Genomic DNA, 20729 nt, shown 5'->3' with positions numbered 1-20729 from the left:
AGGGCCGCGCCGGAAATTAACCGTGTTTACCTTTGGCGAAAATCACCCGCGCCACGATGTTCAGCACCAGCACGCACAGGGTAATAATCAGCACACCTGCCCAGGCCAGGCTCTGCCATTCTGCGAACGGGCTCATGGCGAACTTAAAGATGGTGACCGGCAGGTTCGCCAGCGGCTGCATCATGTCGGTGCTCCAGAACTGGTTCGACAATGCCGTAAACAGTAGCGGTGCCGTTTCACCTGCAATGCGCGCAATCGCCAGCAGCACACCCGTGATGATGCCGGAGACCGACGCTTTCAGGGTGATAGACGCGATCATCTTCCACTTGGGCGTACCCAGCGCGTAAGCCGCTTCACGCATACTGTCTGGCACCAGTCGCATCATGTTTTCGGTGGTACGAATCACAATCGGCACCTGCAGCAGCGCCAGCGCAATCACCCCGGCCCAGCCGGAGAAGTGCTGCATCTGCGATACCACAAGGGTGTAGACGAACAGGCCGACCACAATCGAGGGTGCCGAAAGCAGAATGTCGTTAATAAAGCGGATCACTTCTGCCAGTGGCGACTTGCGCCCATATTCCGCCAGATAGATACCCGCCATGATGCCCAGCGGTGTGCCGAAGAAGGTAGACCAGAAAATCAGTAATCCGCTGCCTGCCAGGGCGTTAGCCAGCCCGCCGCCCGCGGTATTGGGTGGTGGCGTTGATTCGGTGAACAGGGACCAGGAGAGCCCATCCACGCCGCGCGATACGGTGGTGAACAGGATCCACACCAGCCAGAACAGGCCAAAAGCCATGGTCAGCAGCGACAGCGTCAGCGCAATTTTATTTTTAGTGCTGCGCCAGGACTGCATTTTACGGCGTGATGCGTCCAGTTCGGCGCGCGCCTGAATTTCAATTGTGGTCATGAGCGCGCTCCTTCACTTTTCGCCAGCCGCATAATCATCAGCTTTGAAATCGCCAGCACGATAAAGGTAATCACAAACAGGATCAGTCCCAGCTCCATCAGCGCGGCGACATGCACGCCCGATTCCGCTTCAGCGAACTCGTTGGCCAGCGCCGAGGTGATGCTGTTACCCGGCATAAACAGCGACGGGCTGTCGAGCTGGTAGGTGTTGCCTATAATAAAAGTCACCGCCATGGTTTCACCCAGCGCACGACCCAGTCCAAGCATCACACCGCCAATCACGCCATTTTTGGTAAAGGGCAGTACGATGCGCCAGATCACTTCCCAGGTGGTGCAGCCGATGCCGTAGGCTGACTCTTTCATCATCACCGGGGTCTGCTCAAAGACGTCGCGCATCACCGAGGCGATATAAGGGATGATCATGATCGCCAGAATCACACCCGCCGCGAGGATGCCGATACCGAAAGCGGGGCCGGAGAAAAGCTCGCCGACAATCGGAATGCCCGATATCACGTCATTGACCGGTGTCTGGAAGTATTCGGCAAACAGCGGCGCGAAAACAAACAGACCCCACATGCCATAAACAATACTGGGAATGGCCGCCAGCAACTCAATGGCGGTGCCCAGCGGGCGACGCAGCCAGCCTGGCGCGAGTTCGGTCAGGAACAGCGCGATACCAAAACTCACCGGTACTGCGATAATCAGGGCAATAATGGAGGTCACAAGGGTGCCGTAGATCGGTACCAGTGCACCAAATTGTTCGTTGGGCGCATCCCAGGTTTTGGTCCACAAAAAGGCGAAACCAAACTTCTGGATGCTGGGCCACGAGGAGATGATCAGGGAGACAATAATGCCGCCCATCAGTAACAGGACAATCAGCGCAGCCAGCCTGACCAGCGCGCCAAAAATTCTGTCACCTTGTTTACCTGGGGCTTTGAATGCCGGCTTCGTTGCAGCCATAGAAGTCTCAGTCTTCAGAAGTTATCAGGACGGCATGACGCCGCCCGTTGAGTCTGACCGGACTGCTGTCCGGTCAGGGTCGGTCAATTACTGATAAAGCGCTTTACCAGAACTGTCTTTGATGTTGGCTTTCCAGGCGGCGCGAATCTGTTCAGTCACGCTCTCTGGCAGCGCAGCATAGTCCAGCGCTGTGGCGGTTTTGCTGCCGCTTTTGTAAGCCCAGTCGAAGAATTTCAGTACTTCAGCACCCTTGGCCGCATTAGCCTGATCCTTGTAGATCAGAATAAAGGTGGTTGACGAGATTGGCCAGGCATCAGCGCCCTTCTGGAAGGTCAGATCCTGCGCGAACGATTTGCTCCAGTCAGCGCCTTTCGCGGCATTACTGAAGCTGGTTTCGCTTGGGGCGACCGCTTTGCCATCGGCATCGATCAGTTTGGTGTAGGTCAGGTTGTTCTGTTTGGCGTAGGCGTACTCCACGTAGCCGATTGAACCCGGCAGACGCTGAACAAACGCGGCGACGCCGTCGTTGCCTTTACCGCCCAGACCGACCGGCCAGTTGACGGTGTTACCTTTACCAATTTTGCTGTTCCAGTCCGGGTTCACTTTCGCCAGATAGCTGGTGAAGACGAACGAGGTGCCTGAACCGTCAGCGCGACGTACCACGTTGATGTTGGTCTCTGGCAGTTTCACGCCTGGGTTAAGTTTAGCAATCGCCGGGTCGTTCCACTTTTTGATGGTGCCGAGGTAGATATCACCGACGGTTTTGCCATCCAGCGTCAGCTGACCTGACTTGATACCCGGCAGGTTAACCGCCAGTACCACGCCACCGATCACGGTAGGGAACTGGAACAGGCCATTTTTCTGCAGATCTTCATCTTTCATTGGCGCATCGGACGCACCGAAATCGACGGTTTTGGCGATGATCTGTTTCACGCCGCCAGATGAACCGATACCCTGGTAGTTAACTTTGCTACCGGTGGCTTTTTGATATTCTGCTGCCCACTTGGCATAAACCGGCGCCGGGAACGTCCCGCCTGCGCCAGTGAGATCGGTTGCCGCAAAAGCAGATACCGCGCTTACGGCGAAGGTGGTGGCGAGGATTCGGGCTACGGTGCTACGCATCAGTGTCATATTCCCTCCAGGGGAGAAAAGTCAGGCTTGGGGCCGTTTTAGTAAGAATCTGTGATTGCTGCAGGAGGGAAAATAGGACAGTTTGATGACAGTGAAATGTACGAAATATGACAGTTATATGACAGAGGGCCAGAGCAAAGTGGGCCCGCGACGGGGCCCACCCGGTTATTCCACAGTAACCGATTTTGCCAGGTTACGTGGCTGATCGACGTCGGTCCCTTTGATCAGGGCGACGTGATAGGAGAGTAACTGTAGCGGCACCGTGTAGAAGATGGGCGCAATGACCTCTTCGACATGCGGCAACGGGATAATCTTCATTCCGTCACTGTCGCTGAAGCCCGCATCCTGATCGGCAAAAACATAAAGCAGGCCACCGCGTGCGCGTACCTCTTCGATGTTGGATTTGAGCTTCTCCAGCAGTTCGTTGTTAGGTGCCACCACGATCACCGGCATGTCCGCATCAATCAGCGCCAGCGGGCCATGTTTCAGCTCGCCTGCGGCGTAGGCTTCCGCATGAATGTAGGAGATCTCCTTGAGCTTCAGCGCCCCTTCCATGGCAATCGGATATTGATCGCCACGACCCAGGAACAGTGCGTGATGCTTGTCAGAGAAGCCTTCTGCCAGATTTTCAATCAGCTTATCCTGCGCCAGCATCTGCTCAATCCGGTTCGGCAACGCCTGCAGTGCATGAACGATCTCATGTTCAGTCTCGGCAGACATCCCTTTCAGACGGCCCAGTTTCGCCACCAGCATCAGCAGCACCGCTAACTGGGTGGTGAACGCTTTGGTAGAGGCGACGCCGATTTCGGTGCCCGCTTTGGTCATCAGCGCCAGGTCAGATTCCCGCACCAGTGATGAACCGGCCACGTTACAGACCGCCAGCGAGCCCAGGTAGCCCAGCTCTTTAGAGAGACGCAGCGCCGCCAGGGTATCTGCCGTTTCACCCGACTGCGACAGGGTGATCAGCAGGCTGTTTTTGCGCACCGCTGATTTACGGTAGCGGAATTCCGAGGCAATCTCGACATCACAGGGCAGGTTTGCCAGCGACTCAAACCAGTAGCGTGACACCATGCCGGAGTTGTAGGAGGTGCCGCAGGCGATAATCTGGATATGCTCAACCTGGCTCAGCAGCGCTTCTGCGCCCGCGCCCAGTTCGCTGAGATCAACCTGACCCTGGCTGAACCGACCGCTCAGGGTGCTTTTCAGCGCCATGGGCTGTTCGTAGATCTCTTTCTGCATGTAGTGACGGTAAATGCCTTTGTCACCGGCATCATATTGCAGGTTCGACTCGATCTCGGCACGGGTCACGGTGTTGCCTTCACGGTCGATCACCGTGACATCGCGACGGCTGATCTCGGCGATATCACCCTCTTCCAGATAGATGAACCGACGGGTCACTGGCAGCAGGGCCAGCTGATCCGAGGCGATAAAGTTTTCGCCCATGCCACGACCAATCACCAGCGGGCTGCCGGAACGGGCCGCCACCAGCAGTGACGGATCGCGGCTGTCCATGATCACCATGCCATAGGCACCGCGCAGCTGCGGAATCACACGCAGTACGACTTCACGCAGCGAACCGCCCTGCTTCTGCTCCCAGTGAACCAGATGCGCCACCACTTCGGTGTCCGTTTCAGAGGCAAAGACATAACCGCGCGCGATCAGTTCAGCGCGCAATGGCTCATGATTTTCAATGATGCCGTTGTGCACGATGATGATGTGCTCTGAGACGTGCGGATGCGCGTTCGCTTCCGACGGCTCGCCATGGGTTGCCCAGCGCGTGTGCGCGATGCCGGTGCCACCAATCAGCGGTTGCTGCTCAGCGGCTTCCGCCAGTTTCTGCACTTTTCCTAAACGCCGCAGGCGCGTGACGTGCCCCTGACGATCGACCACGGCCAGACCGGCCGAATCATATCCGCGATATTCAAGACGACGCAGACCTTCCAGCAGAATCTCTGCGATATCACGTTGCGCTACTGCACCAACAATTCCACACATAATGATGTTTTCCTGACTACATGGCTTTTCGCCACTTCTGTTGTCATGCGACCTGATATCCGGCTTTGCCGGTTCCCCGAGCCTTGTAGAGAGTGGGGATTATAGTTTTGGCACTGCACTGCATCGGCCCGCATTAAAGCGGGCCGTTAAAATTTATTTTTTCTTCTGTGGGCGCTGCCAGTCCGCTTTGTGATTCTGCTCTTTACGGTTATAGACCAGACCGGCCTGGGTCACATCTTTCATGATGGTGCTGCCCGCCGCAATGGTGGTCCCTGCCGCGATGCTGACCGGCGCCACCAGCTGGGTATCTGAGCCCACAAACACATCATCGCCAATCACGGTTTTGAATTTGTTCGCACCGTCGTAGTTGCAGGTAATGGTGCCTGCACCGATATTTACGTTGTCGCCAATATCCGCATCACCGAGATAGGAGAGGTGCCCCGCTTTCGATCCTCTGCCCAGACGCGCTTTCTTCATTTCGACGAAGTTGCCCACGTGGGCAGCATCGGCCAGTTCGCTGCCAGGACGCAGACGGGCAAAAGGTCCGACGGTGCAGGCAGTGGCGAGATTCGCATCCTCGATCACCGAATAGGGGCTGATTTCACAGTCATCACCAATCACGCTGTTTTTGATAATGCAGCCCGCGCCGATTCTGACGCGTGCGCCCAGCGTGACCTGGCCTTCAATAATGACGTTGGTGTCAATTTCAACATCCCGCCCGTGCGTCAGCGTCCCGCGCAGGTCAAAACGGGCCGGATCGCGCAACATCACGCCAGCCAGCAGCAGCTTTTCCGCCTGTTCAGCCTGGTAAGTGCGCTCTAATGTCGCCAGCTGCAGCCGGTTGTTGACGCCATCGGTTTCACTGATGCGTGCCGGATGAACCGCGTTGATTACCCGACCTTCCTGATGCGCCAGCGCAATAATATCGGTGATGTAATACTCACCCTGCGCATTATTGTTGGTGAGCTGCGCCAGCCAGCGTTTTAAATCGCCGCCGTTGGCGATCAGAATGCCGGTGTTGATCTCTTTAATGGTGAGCTGCGCCGGGCTGGCATCTTTCTGTTCGATAATGCCGGTGATGGTGTCGTTCTCACGCACAATGCGGCCATAACCGGTTGGGTCGTCCAGTACCACGGTAAGTAAGCCAATGCCGCCCTGCGGTTTGGCTTCGCGCAGCCGCTGTAGTGTCGCCTGAGAGATGAGCGGCACGTCACCGTAAAGCATCATGATATCTTCATCATCCGCGAATGCAGGCGCTGCCTGCTGCATCGCATGGCCAGTGCCGAGCTGCTCGGCCTGCAGCACCCAGTTGAGCGAGCTGTCAGTGAGGGTCGCCTTCAGGCGATCGCCGCCGTGACCATAAACCAGATGGACCTGCTGTGCGCCCAGCCCTTTAGCCGCGTCAATCACATGCTGAACCATGGGTTTGCCTGCCAGCGTATGCAGAACTTTAGGCAGATCGGAATACATACGGGTGCCCTTGCCAGCAGCAAGGATCACCACACTCATCGCACTGTTAGACATAACTATCCTGAGTGAATTTTTACGGGTGAAAGTAAAACGGTTTGGGATTGAGATTACTACATTTTTCTCAGGCCGAAATTAGGCGGACAGGCAGATCAGGTGCAGCAGACAAAAAAAATGCCAGCCCGAGGGCTGGCATTTCATGACGCATAAAGCTGGATTACATCGCTTTTTTGGTCAGTTCGATCACGCGCAGTTTAGCAATGGCTTTCGCCAGCTCGGCAGAGGCCTGAGCATAGTCCACGTCGCCGTGGCTGCTGTTCATATGGTCTTCTGCTTTGCGTTTTGCTTCCAGAGCGCGCGCTTCGTCCAGATCGGTACCGCGGATAGCGGTATCGGCCAGAACGGTGCTGCTGCCCGGTTGCACTTCCAGCACGCCGCCAGAGAGGTAGATAAACTCCTCTTCGCCGTGCTGTTTCACGATACGGATCATTCCAGGCTTAATGGCAGTCAGCAGCGGCGCATGGCCAGGGAAAATCCCCAGTTCACCTTCGCTACCTGACACCTGAATTTTCTGTACCAGACCAGAGAACAACTGCTCCTCTGCGCTGACCACATCCAGGTGATAAGTCATAGCCATAATCTTCCTCCCGGGAAACCGTTATTACAGTTTCTTCGCTTTTTCCACGGCTTCTTCGATGGCGCCAACCATGTAGAAGGCCTGCTCTGGCAGGTGGTCAAACTCACCTTCCATGATGCCTTTAAAGCCACGGATAGTGTCTTTCAGCGTCACGTATTTGCCCGGTGAACCGGTGAATACTTCTGCAACGAAGAACGGCTGAGACAGGAAGCGCTGAATCTTACGCGCACGTGCCACCAGCAGTTTGTCTTCTTCAGACAGCTCATCCATACCGAGGATGGCGATGATGTCTTTCAGTTCCTGATAACGCTGCAGCAGTGACTGAACGCCACGTGCAACATCATAGTGCTCCTGACCGACAACCAGCGGATCCAGCTGACGGCTGGTAGAGTCCAGCGGGTCAACGGCCGGGTAGATACCCAGAGAGGCGATCTGACGGCTCAGCGTTACCGTTGAGTCTAAGTGCGCAAAGGTAGTTGCTGGTGATGGGTCAGTCAGGTCATCCGCAGGGACGTAAACGGCCTGTACGGAGGTGATTGAACCGGTCTTGGTGGAGGTAATACGCTCCTGCAACACACCCATCTCTTCTGCCAGCGTTGGCTGGTAACCTACCGCAGATGGCATACGACCCAGCAGTGCAGAAACTTCTGTACCGGCCAGGGTATAACGGTAGATGTTATCGATGAACAGCAGAACGTCGCGGCCTTCATCACGGAATTTTTCCGCCATGGTCAGACCGGTCAGTGCTACGCGCAGACGGTTACCCGGCGGCTCGTTCATCTGGCCATAGACCAGTGCAACTTTATCGATAACGTTAGAGTCAGTCATTTCGTGGTAGAAGTCGTTACCCTCACGAGTACGCTCACCCACACCGGCAAACACTGAGTAACCTGAGTGTTCAGCCGCGATGTTACGGATCAGTTCCATCATGTTGACGGTTTTACCTACACCCGCACCACCGAACAGACCGACTTTACCGCCTTTAGCAAACGGACACATCAGGTCGATAACCTTGATGCCGGTTTCCAGCAGTTCCTGCGAGTTAGACTGATCTTCATAAGAAGGGGCTGCGCGGTGAATAGAGGCGATCTCTACTGCGCTGCCATCTTCTTCTTTCAGCTCGCCTTTCATATCGATTGGCTCGCCGAGAACGTTCATGATACGGCCCAGGGTCGCTTTACCGACGGGTACCTGAATCGGTTTCTGCAGGTCGTTGACGCTCAGACCACGCTTCAGGCCGTCAGACGTACCCATTGCGATGGTACGTACTACGCCGCCGCCGAGCTGCTGCTGAACTTCCAGCACCAGACGCGCATCACCATTCATAACCTCGAGGGCGCTGTACACTTGCGGTACCGCGTCCTGAGGGAATTCGACGTCAACAACGGCGCCGATAATCTGGACAATCTTTCCAGTTGCCATCTTGAATCCTCTACCTAATTCCAAACCTGGTTAAACCGCGGAGGCTCCACCGACAATCTCGGTAAGTTCCTGGGTGATGCTGGCCTGACGAGCTTTGTTGTACACCAACTGCAGCTCTTTGATCAGATTTCCGCCGTTATCGGTTGCGGCTTTCATCGCTACCATACGTGCGGCCTGCTCACTGGCCAGATTTTCCACCACACCCTGATAAACCTGCGATTCGACATAACGACGCAGCAGGGTATCCAGCAGCGCTTTCGGATCGGGTTCATACAGGTAATCCCAGGTCTTCGCCTTCATCTCTTCTTCACCTTCCGCTGGCGGTAACGGCAGCAGTTGGGTGATGGTCGGAGTCTGAGACATGGTGTTATTGAATTTGTTATTGACGATCATCAGCTTGTCGATGCGGCCTTCATCATAAGCCTGCAACATCACTTTTACCGGGCCAATCAGGTCAGACAGGGTAGGTTTATCGCCCATGCCACTGACTTGCGCCACAATGTTGCCACCCACAGCATTAAAGAATGACGCCCCTTTTGAACCGATAATCGACAGATCGCTCTGCACGCCTTTATCGGACCAGGACTTCATATCCGCCAGTAACTTTTTGAACAGGTTAATGTTCAAACCACCACAAAGCCCGCGGTCAGTTGAAACGACCAGGTAGCCGACGCGCTTCACGTCGCGCTCTTCCAGGTAAGGGTGCTTGTATTCCAGATTACCCAACGCAAGGTGACCAATCACTTTGCGCATGGTTTCTGCATACGGACGGCTGGCCGCCATGCGTTCCTGCGTTTTACGCATCTTGGAGGCGGCGACCATTTCCATCGCTTTGGTGATCTTCTGCGTGTTTTTCACGCTTCCAATCTTGCTTCGTATCTCTTTTGCGCCGGCCATTAGCTTCTCCTCAAAGCCTTGCGGCCTGCCTTTTCAGACAAGCCGCCAGACATTACCAGGACTGGGTTGCTTTAAACGTCTCGACCAGGCCTTTCAGCTTGGCTTCGATATCGTTATTAAAGTTACCCGACTGGTTGATTTCAGCCATCAGCTCAGCGTGGTCGCGATCGGCGAAGGCCAGCAGTGCAGCTTCGAAGCTGCCAATTTTTGCCAGTTCAACGTCGTTCAGATAGCCACGCTCTGCAGCGAACAGAACCAGACCCTGCTGTGCGACAGACATCGGCGCATACTGTTTCTGCTTCAGCAGCTCGGTCACTTTCTGACCGTGGCTCAGCTGTTTGCGGGTTGCATCATCCAGATCAGAGGCGAACTGCGAAAATGCCGCCAGTTCACGATACTGTGCCAGCGCGGTACGGATACCACCGGACAGTTTCTTGATGATCTTGGTCTGTGCAGCACCACCTACGCGGGATACCGAAATACCTGGGTTAACGGCCGGACGAATACCGGAGTTGAACAGGTTCGATTCCAGGAAGATCTGACCATCAGTAATCGAGATTACGTTGGTCGGAACGAACGCAGAAACGTCGCCCGCCTGGGTTTCGATGATCGGCAGCGCGGTCAGTGAACCGGTTTTACCTGTCACTGCGCCATTGGTGAAACGCTCTACATAATCAGCGCTTACGCGTGATGCACGTTCCAGCAGACGGGAGTGGAGATAGAACACGTCGCCAGGGAATGCTTCACGACCTGGCGGACGGCGCAGCAGCAGAGAAATCTGACGGTACGCGACAGCCTGCTTAGAAAGGTCATCGTATACGATCAGCGCATCTTCACCGCGGTCACGGAAGTATTCGCCCATCGCACAGCCTGCGTACGGAGAGAGATACTGCAGTGCAGCAGATTCAGAAGCAGACGCCACAACAACAATGGTGTTCTGCAGTGCGCCATGCTCTTCCAGCTTACGAACCACGTTAGAGATGGTTGAGGCTTTCTGACCAATCGCAACGTAGACACACTTGATGCCTGAGTCGCGCTGGTTGATGATCGCATCGATCGCCATTGCGGTTTTACCGGTCTGACGGTCACCGATGATCAGCTCACGCTGGCCACGGCCAATTGGAATCATCGCATCGACCGACTTATAACCGGTCTGAACCGGCTGGTCGACTGACTGACGGTCGATAACGCCAGGTGCAATGACTTCAACCGGAGAGAAACCGTCGTTGTCGATTGCGCCTTTACCGTCGATAGGAGCACCCAGGGTGTTCACTACGCGGCCCAGCAGGCCACGGCCTACCGGTACTTCAAGAATACGGCCAGTACACTTAACCTTCATGCCTTCGGCGAGGTCAGCGTAAGGGCCCATCACCACTGCACCAACCGAGTCACGCTCGAGGTTCAGGGCGATAGCGTAACGGTTGCCCGGCAGGGCAATCATCTCACCCTGCATGACATCGGCCAGGCCGTGTACGCGGATGATACCGTCACTTACAGAAACAATCGTACCTTCGTTGTGAGCTTCACTCACGACATTGAACTGAGCAATGCGCTGCTTGATCAGTTCGCTGATTTCGGTGGAATTCAGTTGCATATGCTCCAGTCCCCTTAAGACTGCAAGACGTCAGCCAGACGGTCAAGACGGCCGCGTACGCTGCCATCAATAACCAGATCACCCGAACGGATGATCACGCCTGCCATCACAGACTTATCAATTTTGCAATTCAGCTTAACTTTGCGTGACAGACGTTTTTCCATCGCGGCGCTGATTTTATTCAGCTGGTCGTCACTCAGCGTACTGGCGGAGATAACATCAACTTCAGCGGTGGCTTCATGAGCGTCACGCAGTTCGATGTATTGAGCCAGTACAGCCGGAAGCGCTGTCAAACGTCCGTTTTCCGCCATCACCTTAATCAGGTTCTGCGCGGGTTCATCCAGTTGATCACCACAGACTGCGTTAAACGACGCTGCCAGCGCTTCGGGTGCTAATGCACCTGAGAGAAGATCAGCCATCTGTTCATTGCGAGCCACTTCTGCGGCAAACGCCAGCATCTGTTGCCAGCGTTCAATACTTTGATGCTCAACAGCAAAGTCAAAAGCTGCTTTGGCGTAGGGGCGAGCTACAGTAATCAGATCAGACATCAGCCCCTCCCTCCTTACAGTTCAGCGACCAGTTTATCAACGATGTCGCTGTTAGCAGCTTCATCCACGGAGCGTTCGATGATCTTCTCGGCGCCAGCCATAGCCAGCAACGCGACCTGCTTACGCAGTTCTTCACGCGCACGTTTGCGTTCAGCGTCAATTTCAGCCTGCGCTTGTGTCACGATGCGATTACGTTCGTTTTCAGCTTCGGTTTTGGCTTCGTCCAGAATCTGCGCGCGACGCTTGTTCGCTTGCTCGATAATGACCTGAGCGTCTTCTTTGGCTTTTTTCAGCTGGTCGGTCGCATTAGCCTGCGCGAGATCCAAATCTTTCTTTGCACGTTCAGCAGAAGCAAGGCCTTCAGCAATTTCTTTCTGGCGCTTTTCGATAGCAGCCATGAGCGGCGGCCATACGTACTTCATGCAGAACGCGACAAACAGGATGAACGCGATAGCCTGGCCGAGGATTGTTGCATTAATGTTCACAGCACAATGCCTCTAGATTGAGTATTTAACTTTTCTGCCGTTATCAACGATAAGCGGCAGAATCCGTTCACCCTTGCACATTGTGCGCTGAGTGAACACAGGGCTTTAGGCGACAGCAAACATCACGTACAGACCCAGACCAACAGCGATCATCGGGATTGCATCCACCAGACCCATTACAACAAAGAACTGCGTACGCAGCAGAGGAATCAGGTCAGGCTGACGAGCAGCGCCTTCCAGGAATTTTCCTCCGAGGATGCCGATACCGATCGCAGCACCGATTGCCGCCAGGCCCATCATCACAGCGGCAGCCATGTACAGCAGATCCATATTCAGGTTTTCCATGACAGTCTCCAGTTTGTTTCAGTTAAATGCTCCCTTCATCTTCCGGGCTTCAGCGGTGTGCGCTGCAACCCGAAATCAAGAGGGAAAGTAGTGTTGAGAAAAAAATCAATGTTCTTCAGATGCCATCGACAGATAGACAATCGTGAGGACCATGAAAATGAAAGCCTGTAGCGAAATGATCAGGATGTGGAAAATGGCCCACGGCACATTCAGCACCCACTGCGACCACCACGGCAACAGACCGGCAATAAGGATAAAGATCAGTTCACCCGCATACATGTTACCGAACAGTCGTAAACCCAGTGATACAGGCTTAGACAGCAGGCTCACACCTTCCAGAATCAGGTTGATCGGGATGAAGATCGGGTGGTTAAAAGGCTGCAGCGTCAGCTCTTTAGTGAAGCCGCCAATGCCTTTCATTTTGATGCTGTAGAACAGAATCAAAATAAATACGCCCAACGCCATAGATAGCGTGATGTTCACGTCTGCAGATGGTACGACGCGCAGCGCCGGTAACCCCAATACGTGCTCGCCAATATATGGCAGCAAGTCGATTGGCAGCAGATCCATGAAGTTCATCAGGAAGACCCAGACAAAGATTGTCAGAGCCAGCGGGGCGATAAGTTTGCTCTTACCGTGATACATGTCGCGCACGTTACTATCGACGAAACCGACAACCAGTTCGATAGCCGCCTGCATTTTCCCTGGCACACCGCTGGTGGCAGATTTTGCCACGCTACGGAACAACACCAGGAAGATGATTCCCAGCACCATAGAGAAAAACATGGAATCGATATTTAATACCCAGAACGTCGCGGGAGCGTCGTGCGGATTCACTATCTCGAAGGTACGCAGGTCCAACTGAAGATGAGTCAGGTGGTGACCAATGTACTCTTGCGGAGTAGAGATTTCTCCTGCAGCCATGATGCCTCTTACCCTTTGTTGTTAATTACCGCCGGTGCCAGCATTTGTACCACCAGCACCGATAACCAGGTTATTCCGACCGGCCAGAAAACCGCTCCGAATAGACCCAACGCCACAATGAGCAAAATGATGGTCGCAAACACTTTGGCTATTTCACCCAAAGCGAAGCTCCACGCGACTCGCCCCGAAGCTGGGGTTTGCCCCTGCAGGCGCCAGGCTAAAAACAAAAACAATACGTTTGGCAGCCAGGCTGCCGCACCGCCAGCAAGAGCAGAGAGACCCCAGATGACATCTTTAAGAGCAAAGAGTGCACCGATGATGACTATCGTCACCAGCTGAATCATCAGCACCGTTCGGGCGTATTTTACACTGTAAAGAGACACTGACATGACGCTGATACTCTCCTGCCCCGTTAGGGGTATGTCGCGTGTCGTATAAGACTGCCTTTGCGCAGTTGAGTCAAGCAGCAAAAGCCGTGCAAATTATACGGGCCGCACCTGCGATTTCAATCGGTAAGTAGCGAAAAGGTGAACAATTATTTAAATTTCTTTCCGGAGGGCTATTTTTCCAAAGATTACCCTGCAGAGATTCACCCTAATCTGACTGAAAATTCCCTCGCAACTTGCTTTTAAAGCGTGCTTTAGATCACATAATAAGCACTTTCACTACACTGAGTTTTATCTTCTCGCTATTTAAGAACAATCTGTATTACAAATTAACTCAATAAAATCAAAGCATTGAAATTATAAAAATGCATCTGCAAGACTATTTTCACAGAAAACACGCTATTGACATCGAACTGTGCTTAAGAATCGTGTAATTGATATTACGCACGCAAAGTTATTACCGCGATATATTTTCTGCCGTGACTACTTTTATTCAGCGACCCGCCTATACAAGTGATATTTCTGATAACTGAATGTGAATTAAACGTTAAATGTAACAGAGCTTTTCGGATAATTTCCGTCAGCATTTTAACCTTCGGTCAGCCAGGGCTTAATCAAAATCTTTTATTGATAGCGCATCATCTGCACTTTTTTCATCCCGGAACTGACGAAAATCACTGGCAGATAAACGCTAAATCTCTGCCAGTCGAAAGCCTATTGGTGACGAAGAATGACCAGGTGGCGATCACCTTCCAGCTGTGGTACCTGCAACTTAATCACAGCATCAGAGACGTAGCCTGCCGGTAACTCCGCAATTTCATCGTCCGGACGCACGCCTTTCAGCGCGAAGAAGCGCCCTTCTCTTCCCGGCAGATGATGACACCAGTTCACCATGTCGGTCAGCGAGGCAAATGCACGACTGATCACGCCATCAAAGGGCGGCTCAGCCGGGAACGCCTCAACCCGGCTCTGCACCGGAGTAATGTTAGTGAGTCCTAACTCATGCTGAACCTGACGCAGGAAACGCACCCGCTTGCCCAGGCTGTCGAGCAACGTAAAGTGCGCATCAGGCATCACGATAGCCAGCGGAATGCCAGGCAGTCCTGGTCCGGTTCCAACATCAATGAAACGTGAGCCTTGCAGATGCGGCGCCACCACGATGCTGTCGAGGATATGGCGTACCAGCATCTGCTGCGGATCGCGCACTGATGTCAGATTGTAGGCTTTGTTCCACTTATCCAGCAGGCCGACATAGGCAACCAGCTGCTGTTTTTGTTGATCGGAGAGGGAAATACCGGCTGCCTGTAGCAGCGACGTGAGTGTGTTGATCACAGCATAAGTCCATTCAGCGGGGGCGAGTCTCCTCGCCCCGTTTTCAGATCAGGCGCTTTTACGCAGCAGACCCTGTTTTTTCAGATAGATAAGCAGAATTGAGATGGCCGCCGGCGTAATACCGGAGATACGCGTCGCCTGACCAATCGAACTCGGTTTGTGATCGTTCAGCTTGGCGATAACCTCATTTGAGAGGCCGTTCACCTGGCGATAGTCGAGCTCCACCGGTAACAGCGTGTTCTCGTTGCGCAGCTGGCGATCGATCTCTTCCTGCTGACGCGCGATATAACCTTCATATTTGACCTGAATCTCAACCTGCTCAGCGGCCTGCTCATCAGCCAGTGCCGGACCAAAGGCATCCAGCGTCATCAGCTTCAGATAGGTCAGCTCAGGACGGCGCAGCAGATCTTCGCCGCTCGCTTCTTTGGTCAGTGGCGCACTGAGTACCGTATTCACTTCCGTCACATGCTCTGACTTCGGATGGACCCAGATATCGCGCAGGCGCTGACGCTCCTGTTCAATCGCTTCCAGCTTCTGATTGAAACGCGCCCAGCGCGCATCATCCACCAGACCCAGTTCACGACCGGTTTCGGTCAGACGCAGATCGGCATTGTCTTCGCGCAGCATCAGACGATATTCAGCACGGGAGGTAAACATCCGGTACGGCTCTTTGGTACCGAGCGTGCAGAGGTCATCAACCAGTACGCCCAGATAAGCCTGGTCACGACGTGGTGCCCAGCCCTCTTTGTCCGCAGACTGACGGGCGGCATTCATACCCGCCAGCATCCCCTGCGCAGCGGCTTCTTCGTAGCCGGTTGTGCCGTTGATCTGGCCGGCAAAGAACAGGCCGTGAATAAATTTGCTCTCCAGCGTCAGTTTGAGATCGCGTGGATCGAAGAAGTCATACTCGATGGCATAGCCCGGACGCACGATCTTCGCATTCTCCATGCCCTGCATGGAGCGAACGATCTGAATCTGCACATCGAATGGCAGACTGGTTGAGATGCCATTCGGGTAGATCTCATTGCTGGTCAGCCCTTCCGGCTCCAGGAAGATCTGATGCGAGTTACGATCGGCAAAGCGCATCACTTTGTCTTCGATAGACGGGCAGTAGCGTGGACCGATCCCCTCGATGATCCCGGCATACATCGGGCTGCGATCCAGATTATTGCGGATCACCTCATGGGTTTTCTCATTGGTGTGAGTGATCCAGCATGGTACCTGCTGCGGATGCTGAGACGCATTGCCCATAAACGAGAACACCGGCATCGGGTTATCGCCGTGCTGCGGGCTGAGCACTGAAAAATCGATGGTGCGCGCATCGATACGCGGTGGCGTACCAGTCTTGAGGCGGTCTACCCGCAGCGGCAGCGCACGCAGTCGTTTTGCCAGCGGAATGGACGGGGGATCACCTGCACGACCGCCACTGTAATTATCCAGACCGATATGAATTTTGCCGTCAAGAAACGTGCCGACGGTGAGTACGACTGTTTTCGCGCGGAACTTCAGTCCCATCTGGGTGACTGCACCCACCACACGATCGTTTTCCACGATAAGATCGTCGACCGCCTGCTGGAAGATCATCAGATTGGGCTGGTTCTCCAGTGCCGTACGCACTGCCTGGCGATAGAGCACGCGATCCGCCTGAGCACGGGTTGCCCGCACTGCCGGACCTTTGCTGGCGTTTAGTATCCTAAACTGGATACCCGCCTGGTCAATCGCACTGGCCATCAGACCACCCAGGGCATCCACTTCCTTCACCAAATGTCCTTTGCCAATCCCACCAATCGCCGGGTTACAGGACATTTGTCCAAGCGTATCAATGTTATGGGTGAGTAACAGGGTTTGCTGACCCATTCGGGCTGCCGCCATTGCGGCTTCGGTGCCCGCATGACCACCACCAATTACGATGACGTCAAAAGGATCCTGATAAAACATGAAGTGGTACCTCGGTTGATGAACTTGCAGGATCGTCGTCCTGGGGCGTGGATTCTACTCAAATTCCGTCTGGGGTGAAAGCCGCGGGATCGTCCGGTTTTAAAAGAAAGGATCTTAGATCTGTATATGATCTTTCTGTTAGATCTCTTATTAGGATCCCGCTTTTCTGTGGATATGTGCCAGAAGCACAGCAGAAACAACAGGATGAAGAGGATCACTACCTGTTAGTGATCGGTGATCCTGATCCGTATAAGCTGGGATCAAAATGGCATGTTATCCACAGCTCAAAATTTATTCTACGGTTGTTCTTTGGATAACTACCGGTTATACGCAGTAAAAGAGGGTAGTTATCCACAAAATAAACGAGCGGAAAAGGATAAAATCAGCATCTTCCACTGGGGATCGTTACTATTTCGCGATCCCCAGCCCCCTTCAGATCGCCTTTTTCCAGCTTTCCAGCCAGGCTTCTGCGGGATCTTCAGGGATCTCATGCTCCAGCACATCAATCTCCAGACGATCGCCGATCTGGCGGGCACCCTGAGCAATTAACAGGGCTTCAATCTGGCGGATCGCGCCACAAAAGAGATCATATTCATGATTGCCGAGTCCGATGGCACCAAACCGGACCTGCGAGAGATCGGGCTGGCTTTCCGTGATGGCTTCGAACAGCGGCAGCAGGTTATCGGGAATATCGCCTGCACCGTGAGTTGAACAGACCACCAGCCAGATACCCTCATGTGGCACTTCATCCAGCTCCGGGCCATGCAGCATCTGCGTTGAGAAGCCCGCTTCCTGTAATTTTTCTTCCAGATGTTCAGCCACATACTCTGCGCTACCCAGAGTACTGCCACTGATTAAGGTGATATCGGCCATCTTGCTCTCCCGGACATTAAGGCGAGCATTGTACGCTGTGATCAAGCGGTGATCCACCTGTGGACAACAGGGTTAATAGATTATGAGAAGCGAACGCAGCCGTTGCCAGCCGCCACATTCGTCAGGGATAAGATTATGCACAAGGCGGAGAAGGATCAGGGCTTGATAGTGCGCATGATCGGGTTTTGCAGCGAGATCAGCGTTTCCGTCGACTGAATTTCATCTATGGTCTGGATCTTGTTGATCAGCACCTGTTGCAGGGCATCAATGGACCGGCACATCACCTTAATAAAGATGCTGTAGTGGCCGGTGGTGTACCAGGCTTCAACCACTTCATCCAGCGCATCCAGTTTGCTCAGCGCCGCCGGATAGTCACGCGCGCTCTTAAGGATAATGCCGATAAAACAGCAGACATCAAACCCCAGCTGGCGCGGATCGATATCAACCCGGGTGCCCAGGATAATGCCCGCCTGCTTCATCTTCTCCACGCGGACATGAATGGTGCCGGGGCTGACGTTAAACTGTTTTGCCAGCTCGGCGTAAGCAGTGCGCGCATTGTCGAGCAGGGCATTCAGAATGCCGCGATCCAGGTTATCGAGCTGCAGATGTTCGGCCATGGCCATCCTCGTTATTGGTCTGCTTAAGTAAACAAGGATGAATGTGCAGCAAAATAGTGGTTCAGGCAACTCCCGGCAGCGACGGGCGTCGCTGCCGGTTCACTTAGCGTTTGCGCCAGACGGTGACCTGCGCCAGCGTGTGCTGGAACTTGCGGGCCGTTTCGCGGATCACAAACGGTTTATCCTGCGGTTCATCGACCAGGTCGAAGTCGGCCGCCAGCAGACGTTGCAGTGCCTGCAGCGTCGTCAGTGCCTCACCGTTTTCACGCACGCCGCCCAGCCAGTTCTCCTTCGGCGTGAAATCCTCCAGCCAGGTATAGGGCGATGAGAGCACCAGAATGCCGCCCTGACGCAGCATCGGCGTGACATCCCGCAGGAAGCGTGCGGGCTGACGCAGGCGATCGATCAGGTTGGATGCAAGTACCAGATCGTAACGGGCGGGTTGCGGCTTAAGGTTACAGGCGTCGCCCTGAACAAACTGAATCCGCTGCGCCAGTTCGCTCTCCAGCGCGAAATCTTTCAGGCGAACCTGGCGATACTCCACCAGATCGCCTTCCTGTGGCAGGAGATAACGGAAGTCTTCGCCGCTGGCCAGCTGAAGCGCCACATCGATGAAGCGCGCCGAGTAGTCCATGCCGGTGACACGTTCAAAGTGGCGGGCCAGTTCAAAACTGGCGCGTCCGGTGGCACAGCCGATATCCAGTGCCTCGCCGCGTGCTGTGGTGTAGTTCAGCGCCAGGTTTACCAGGCTTTCGGCATAGTTATCCACGCCGAAATAGCGCGGGCCATACTGGAAGTCGAGGTATTGCGACACCATGGCGTCAGATTCATACGGGTTCAGCGCCATGGTTTCCTGATGGCTGGAAACCACGTAGCGGAAACCGGCATGCTGGAAGAAGTGGCGGCGGAACGCATAGCGTGCCGATTTCAGCGCTTCGTTGCCGGTCGATATCCAGCTACCGCCTTTGATCAGCGAATGTTTGCCATCAAAGGTCGGGGTAGAGAAATCATCGTAAAGCGGGTGGACTTTAAAATCTTCAAAGCCGTTGGTCGGCGTGGTCGTCCACTGCCAGACGTTACCGACGATATCGAAGAAGTCGCCCTGGGCGAAGAGATCGACCGGTGAAGAGGAAGCCCAGTACGCCAGGTTAATGTTGCCCGGTGCCCGATCCCAATCCGGCTGATCGCCCGCGACCTGTTCGCGCAGCTGAGCCCACTCCGCTTCACAGGGGAGCTGAACACTCATTCCCGTCTGATCCGCTTTCCAGCGGCAGAAGGCCGCCGCTTCCAGCTGGTTAACCTCGGCTGGCCAGTCCCACGGCATTGCGACTTCTTCACACATCAGACGCAGTTTAAGCTGATCGGGCATCGCAGGCGTGCCGACCCAGAAGGTGGGCATCTCCGCTTTTGCAAACTGACACCAGCCCCAGCCTTCGTCATCCCACCAGCGAGCGTCCTGATAACCCCCCGCCTCAACGAACGCCAGGAATTCCGCGTTGCTGACCAGCATTTTGCTCGCCCTGAACGGCTGCAGCGCGATCTGCTGGCGGCCATATTCGACATCCCAGCCATAGGTCTCGTCGGTTTTACCCAGCGTGACGGTGCCGCCGGGCATCGGCAGCAGGGTATTGGCCGGAACAGCCTCGCGCTGGTGGCGCGCCATCGGGCAGACCGGCCACGCAGGCTGGGGTTTCACCCACCCGACCGGTAACTGGCGTATCAGTACGCTGGACGTTTCCAGATGAATACGCTCATGCTCAATGCCCATCAGGATCACCCAGGCCGGACTCTCCCAGGTGATCGGCAGAGTCAGCGGCAGGGTCTGGATCAGATCGCTGACCAGCGCTTTAACGCGCCCGCGGTATTCGCGGACTTCTTCGACAGTAGGCCAGTCATAGTGGTTGTCGTTGAGATCGTCCCAGCTCATCTCATCCACACCAATCGCCATCATCGCTTCGATACGATCGTCCAGACGCGCGTCGATAAGGCGTCCGGCCATCAGCTTATTAATGTAGAAGGTAGCGGTGTGGCCAAAATAGAAGATTAAAGGATGGCGCAGCGGAATGGCTTTGGTAAACCAGGCCTGGGAATCGGCCAGACAGGTAAACAGACTTTCATACTGTTCCCAGGTCTGGTGGAAATAGGCCAGCAATTCGGCACGTTTTTGTTCAATGTTATGGCCGGAGAGCAGTAGCGTTCGCGTCGGCGCAGGCAGATCGCGATGAGGTTGAGCAAGCGTCACAGGAAGCTCCAGATTGCTGAGTAAGTGAAA

General features: G+C 54.5%; 19 protein-coding genes. All 19 read right to left on the bottom strand.

Annotation, left to right across the window (positions count from 1 at the left end; genetic code table 11):
- Positions 1-16: 16 nt before the first annotated feature.
- A complete protein-coding gene (gene pstA, locus ACO6VX_RS17805; protein WP_010258878.1) occupies positions 17-907 on the bottom strand; it encodes a phosphate ABC transporter permease PstA in 891 nt (296 codons plus the stop codon).
- Entirely contained in the window at positions 904-1866 is a 963-nt protein-coding gene (gene pstC / locus ACO6VX_RS17800; RefSeq protein ID WP_010258877.1) for a phosphate ABC transporter permease PstC, read from the bottom strand. Before pstC ends, pstA begins: the two co-directional genes overlap by 4 nt.
- A gap of 87 nt (positions 1867-1953) precedes the next feature.
- On the bottom strand, positions 1954-2997 hold the full coding sequence (gene pstS, locus ACO6VX_RS17795) for a phosphate ABC transporter substrate-binding protein PstS (RefSeq protein WP_010258875.1): 1044 nt from the start codon (positions 2995-2997) through the stop codon (positions 1954-1956).
- 165 nt (positions 2998-3162) lie between these two features.
- Positions 3163-4992 (bottom strand): glutamine--fructose-6-phosphate transaminase (isomerizing), encoded by a 1830-nt coding sequence (gene glmS / locus ACO6VX_RS17790; RefSeq protein ID WP_010672188.1) that lies wholly within the window; start codon positions 4990-4992, stop codon positions 3163-3165.
- A gap of 153 nt (positions 4993-5145) precedes the next feature.
- Entirely contained in the window at positions 5146-6516 is a 1371-nt protein-coding gene (gene glmU, locus ACO6VX_RS17785) for a bifunctional UDP-N-acetylglucosamine diphosphorylase/glucosamine-1-phosphate N-acetyltransferase GlmU (RefSeq protein WP_422458243.1), read from the bottom strand.
- Positions 6517-6676: 160 nt separating this feature from the next.
- Entirely contained in the window at positions 6677-7096 is a 420-nt protein-coding gene (locus ACO6VX_RS17780) for a F0F1 ATP synthase subunit epsilon (protein WP_010258871.1), read from the bottom strand.
- A gap of 24 nt (positions 7097-7120) precedes the next feature.
- Positions 7121-8518 carry a F0F1 ATP synthase subunit beta gene (gene atpD / locus ACO6VX_RS17775; protein WP_010258870.1) on the bottom strand — a complete coding sequence of 466 codons (1398 nt, stop codon included), beginning with the start codon at positions 8516-8518 and terminating at the stop codon, positions 7121-7123.
- A gap of 30 nt (positions 8519-8548) precedes the next feature.
- A complete protein-coding gene (gene atpG / locus ACO6VX_RS17770; RefSeq protein WP_010258869.1) occupies positions 8549-9415 on the bottom strand; it encodes a F0F1 ATP synthase subunit gamma in 867 nt (288 codons plus the stop codon).
- A gap of 52 nt (positions 9416-9467) precedes the next feature.
- Positions 9468-11009 carry a F0F1 ATP synthase subunit alpha gene (atpA, locus tag ACO6VX_RS17765; RefSeq protein WP_010258868.1) on the bottom strand — a complete coding sequence of 514 codons (1542 nt, stop codon included), beginning with the start codon at positions 11007-11009 and terminating at the stop codon, positions 9468-9470.
- A 14-nt stretch (positions 11010-11023) separates the two neighbouring features.
- Entirely contained in the window at positions 11024-11557 is a 534-nt protein-coding gene (gene atpH / locus ACO6VX_RS17760; protein WP_003849530.1) for a F0F1 ATP synthase subunit delta, read from the bottom strand.
- A gap of 14 nt (positions 11558-11571) precedes the next feature.
- Positions 11572-12042, bottom strand: coding sequence for a F0F1 ATP synthase subunit B (gene atpF, locus ACO6VX_RS17755; protein WP_003849528.1), 471 nt, complete (start codon positions 12040-12042; stop codon positions 11572-11574).
- A gap of 105 nt (positions 12043-12147) precedes the next feature.
- Complete coding sequence (gene atpE / locus ACO6VX_RS17750; protein WP_003849523.1) at positions 12148-12387, bottom strand: F0F1 ATP synthase subunit C; 240 nt, start codon at positions 12385-12387, stop codon at positions 12148-12150.
- Between the two features lie 105 nt (positions 12388-12492).
- Complete coding sequence (gene atpB, locus ACO6VX_RS17745) at positions 12493-13311, bottom strand: F0F1 ATP synthase subunit A (RefSeq protein WP_010258863.1); 819 nt, start codon at positions 13309-13311, stop codon at positions 12493-12495.
- Positions 13312-13319: 8 nt separating this feature from the next.
- Positions 13320-13700 (bottom strand): F0F1 ATP synthase subunit I, encoded by a 381-nt coding sequence (gene atpI / locus ACO6VX_RS17740; RefSeq protein ID WP_010258861.1) that lies wholly within the window; start codon positions 13698-13700, stop codon positions 13320-13322.
- 711 nt (positions 13701-14411) lie between these two features.
- Complete coding sequence (gene rsmG, locus ACO6VX_RS17735) at positions 14412-15029, bottom strand: 16S rRNA (guanine(527)-N(7))-methyltransferase RsmG (RefSeq protein WP_010258859.1); 618 nt, start codon at positions 15027-15029, stop codon at positions 14412-14414.
- Positions 15030-15077: 48 nt separating this feature from the next.
- Positions 15078-16967, bottom strand: coding sequence for a tRNA uridine-5-carboxymethylaminomethyl(34) synthesis enzyme MnmG (mnmG, locus tag ACO6VX_RS17730; protein WP_422458242.1), 1890 nt, complete (start codon positions 16965-16967; stop codon positions 15078-15080).
- Between the two features lie 432 nt (positions 16968-17399).
- Positions 17400-17840, bottom strand: coding sequence for an FMN-binding protein MioC (mioC, locus tag ACO6VX_RS17725; RefSeq protein ID WP_010258855.1), 441 nt, complete (start codon positions 17838-17840; stop codon positions 17400-17402).
- Between the two features lie 155 nt (positions 17841-17995).
- Entirely contained in the window at positions 17996-18457 is a 462-nt protein-coding gene (gene asnC / locus ACO6VX_RS17720) for a transcriptional regulator AsnC (protein WP_003849496.1), read from the bottom strand.
- A 103-nt stretch (positions 18458-18560) separates the two neighbouring features.
- Positions 18561-20699: a 5-histidylcysteine sulfoxide synthase gene (gene ovoA, locus ACO6VX_RS17715; protein WP_060681386.1), complete on the bottom strand. Its 2139-nt coding sequence runs from the start codon at positions 20697-20699 to the stop codon at positions 18561-18563.
- Positions 20700-20729 lie beyond the last annotated feature (30 nt).

The organism is Pantoea sp. BJFS-204, assembly GCF_049310725.1.
Classification (GTDB): domain Bacteria; phylum Pseudomonadota; class Gammaproteobacteria; order Enterobacterales; family Enterobacteriaceae; genus Pantoea; species Pantoea agglomerans.
Note: the sequence above shows the minus strand (reverse complement) of the source record. Positions and strands in the feature narration are given on the sequence as shown.

Excerpts from the sequence above, each read along its gene's own strand:
- atpE (WP_003849523.1), bottom strand. The coding sequence starts at position 12,387 with ATGGAAAACCTGAATATGGATCTGCTGTACATGGCTGCCGCTGTGATG.
- pstS (WP_010258875.1), bottom strand. The coding sequence starts at position 2,997 with ATGACACTGATGCGTAGCACCGTAGCCCGAATCCTCGCCACCACCTTC.
- atpG (WP_010258869.1), bottom strand. The coding sequence starts at position 9,415 with ATGGCCGGCGCAAAAGAGATACGAAGCAAGATTGGAAGCGTGAAAAAC.
- pstA (WP_010258878.1), bottom strand. The coding sequence starts at position 907 with ATGACCACAATTGAAATTCAGGCGCGCGCCGAACTGGACGCATCACGC.
- atpD (WP_010258870.1), bottom strand. The coding sequence starts at position 8,518 with ATGGCAACTGGAAAGATTGTCCAGATTATCGGCGCCGTTGTTGACGTC.
- atpI (WP_010258861.1), bottom strand. The coding sequence starts at position 13,700 with ATGTCAGTGTCTCTTTACAGTGTAAAATACGCCCGAACGGTGCTGATG.
- atpH (WP_003849530.1), bottom strand. The coding sequence starts at position 11,557 with ATGTCTGATCTGATTACTGTAGCTCGCCCCTACGCCAAAGCAGCTTTT.
- ACO6VX_RS17780 (WP_010258871.1), bottom strand. The coding sequence starts at position 7,096 with ATGGCTATGACTTATCACCTGGATGTGGTCAGCGCAGAGGAGCAGTTG.
- glmU (WP_422458243.1), bottom strand. The coding sequence starts at position 6,516 with ATGTCTAACAGTGCGATGAGTGTGGTGATCCTTGCTGCTGGCAAGGGC.
- atpA (WP_010258868.1), bottom strand. The coding sequence starts at position 11,009 with ATGCAACTGAATTCCACCGAAATCAGCGAACTGATCAAGCAGCGCATT.
- atpB (WP_010258863.1), bottom strand. The coding sequence starts at position 13,311 with ATGGCTGCAGGAGAAATCTCTACTCCGCAAGAGTACATTGGTCACCAC.
- asnC (WP_003849496.1), bottom strand. The coding sequence starts at position 18,457 with ATGGCCGAACATCTGCAGCTCGATAACCTGGATCGCGGCATTCTGAAT.
- mnmG (WP_422458242.1), bottom strand. The coding sequence starts at position 16,967 with ATGTTTTATCAGGATCCTTTTGACGTCATCGTAATTGGTGGTGGTCAT.
- mioC (WP_010258855.1), bottom strand. The coding sequence starts at position 17,840 with ATGGCCGATATCACCTTAATCAGTGGCAGTACTCTGGGTAGCGCAGAG.
- glmS (WP_010672188.1), bottom strand. The coding sequence starts at position 4,992 with ATGTGTGGAATTGTTGGTGCAGTAGCGCAACGTGATATCGCAGAGATT.
- pstC (WP_010258877.1), bottom strand. The coding sequence starts at position 1,866 with ATGGCTGCAACGAAGCCGGCATTCAAAGCCCCAGGTAAACAAGGTGAC.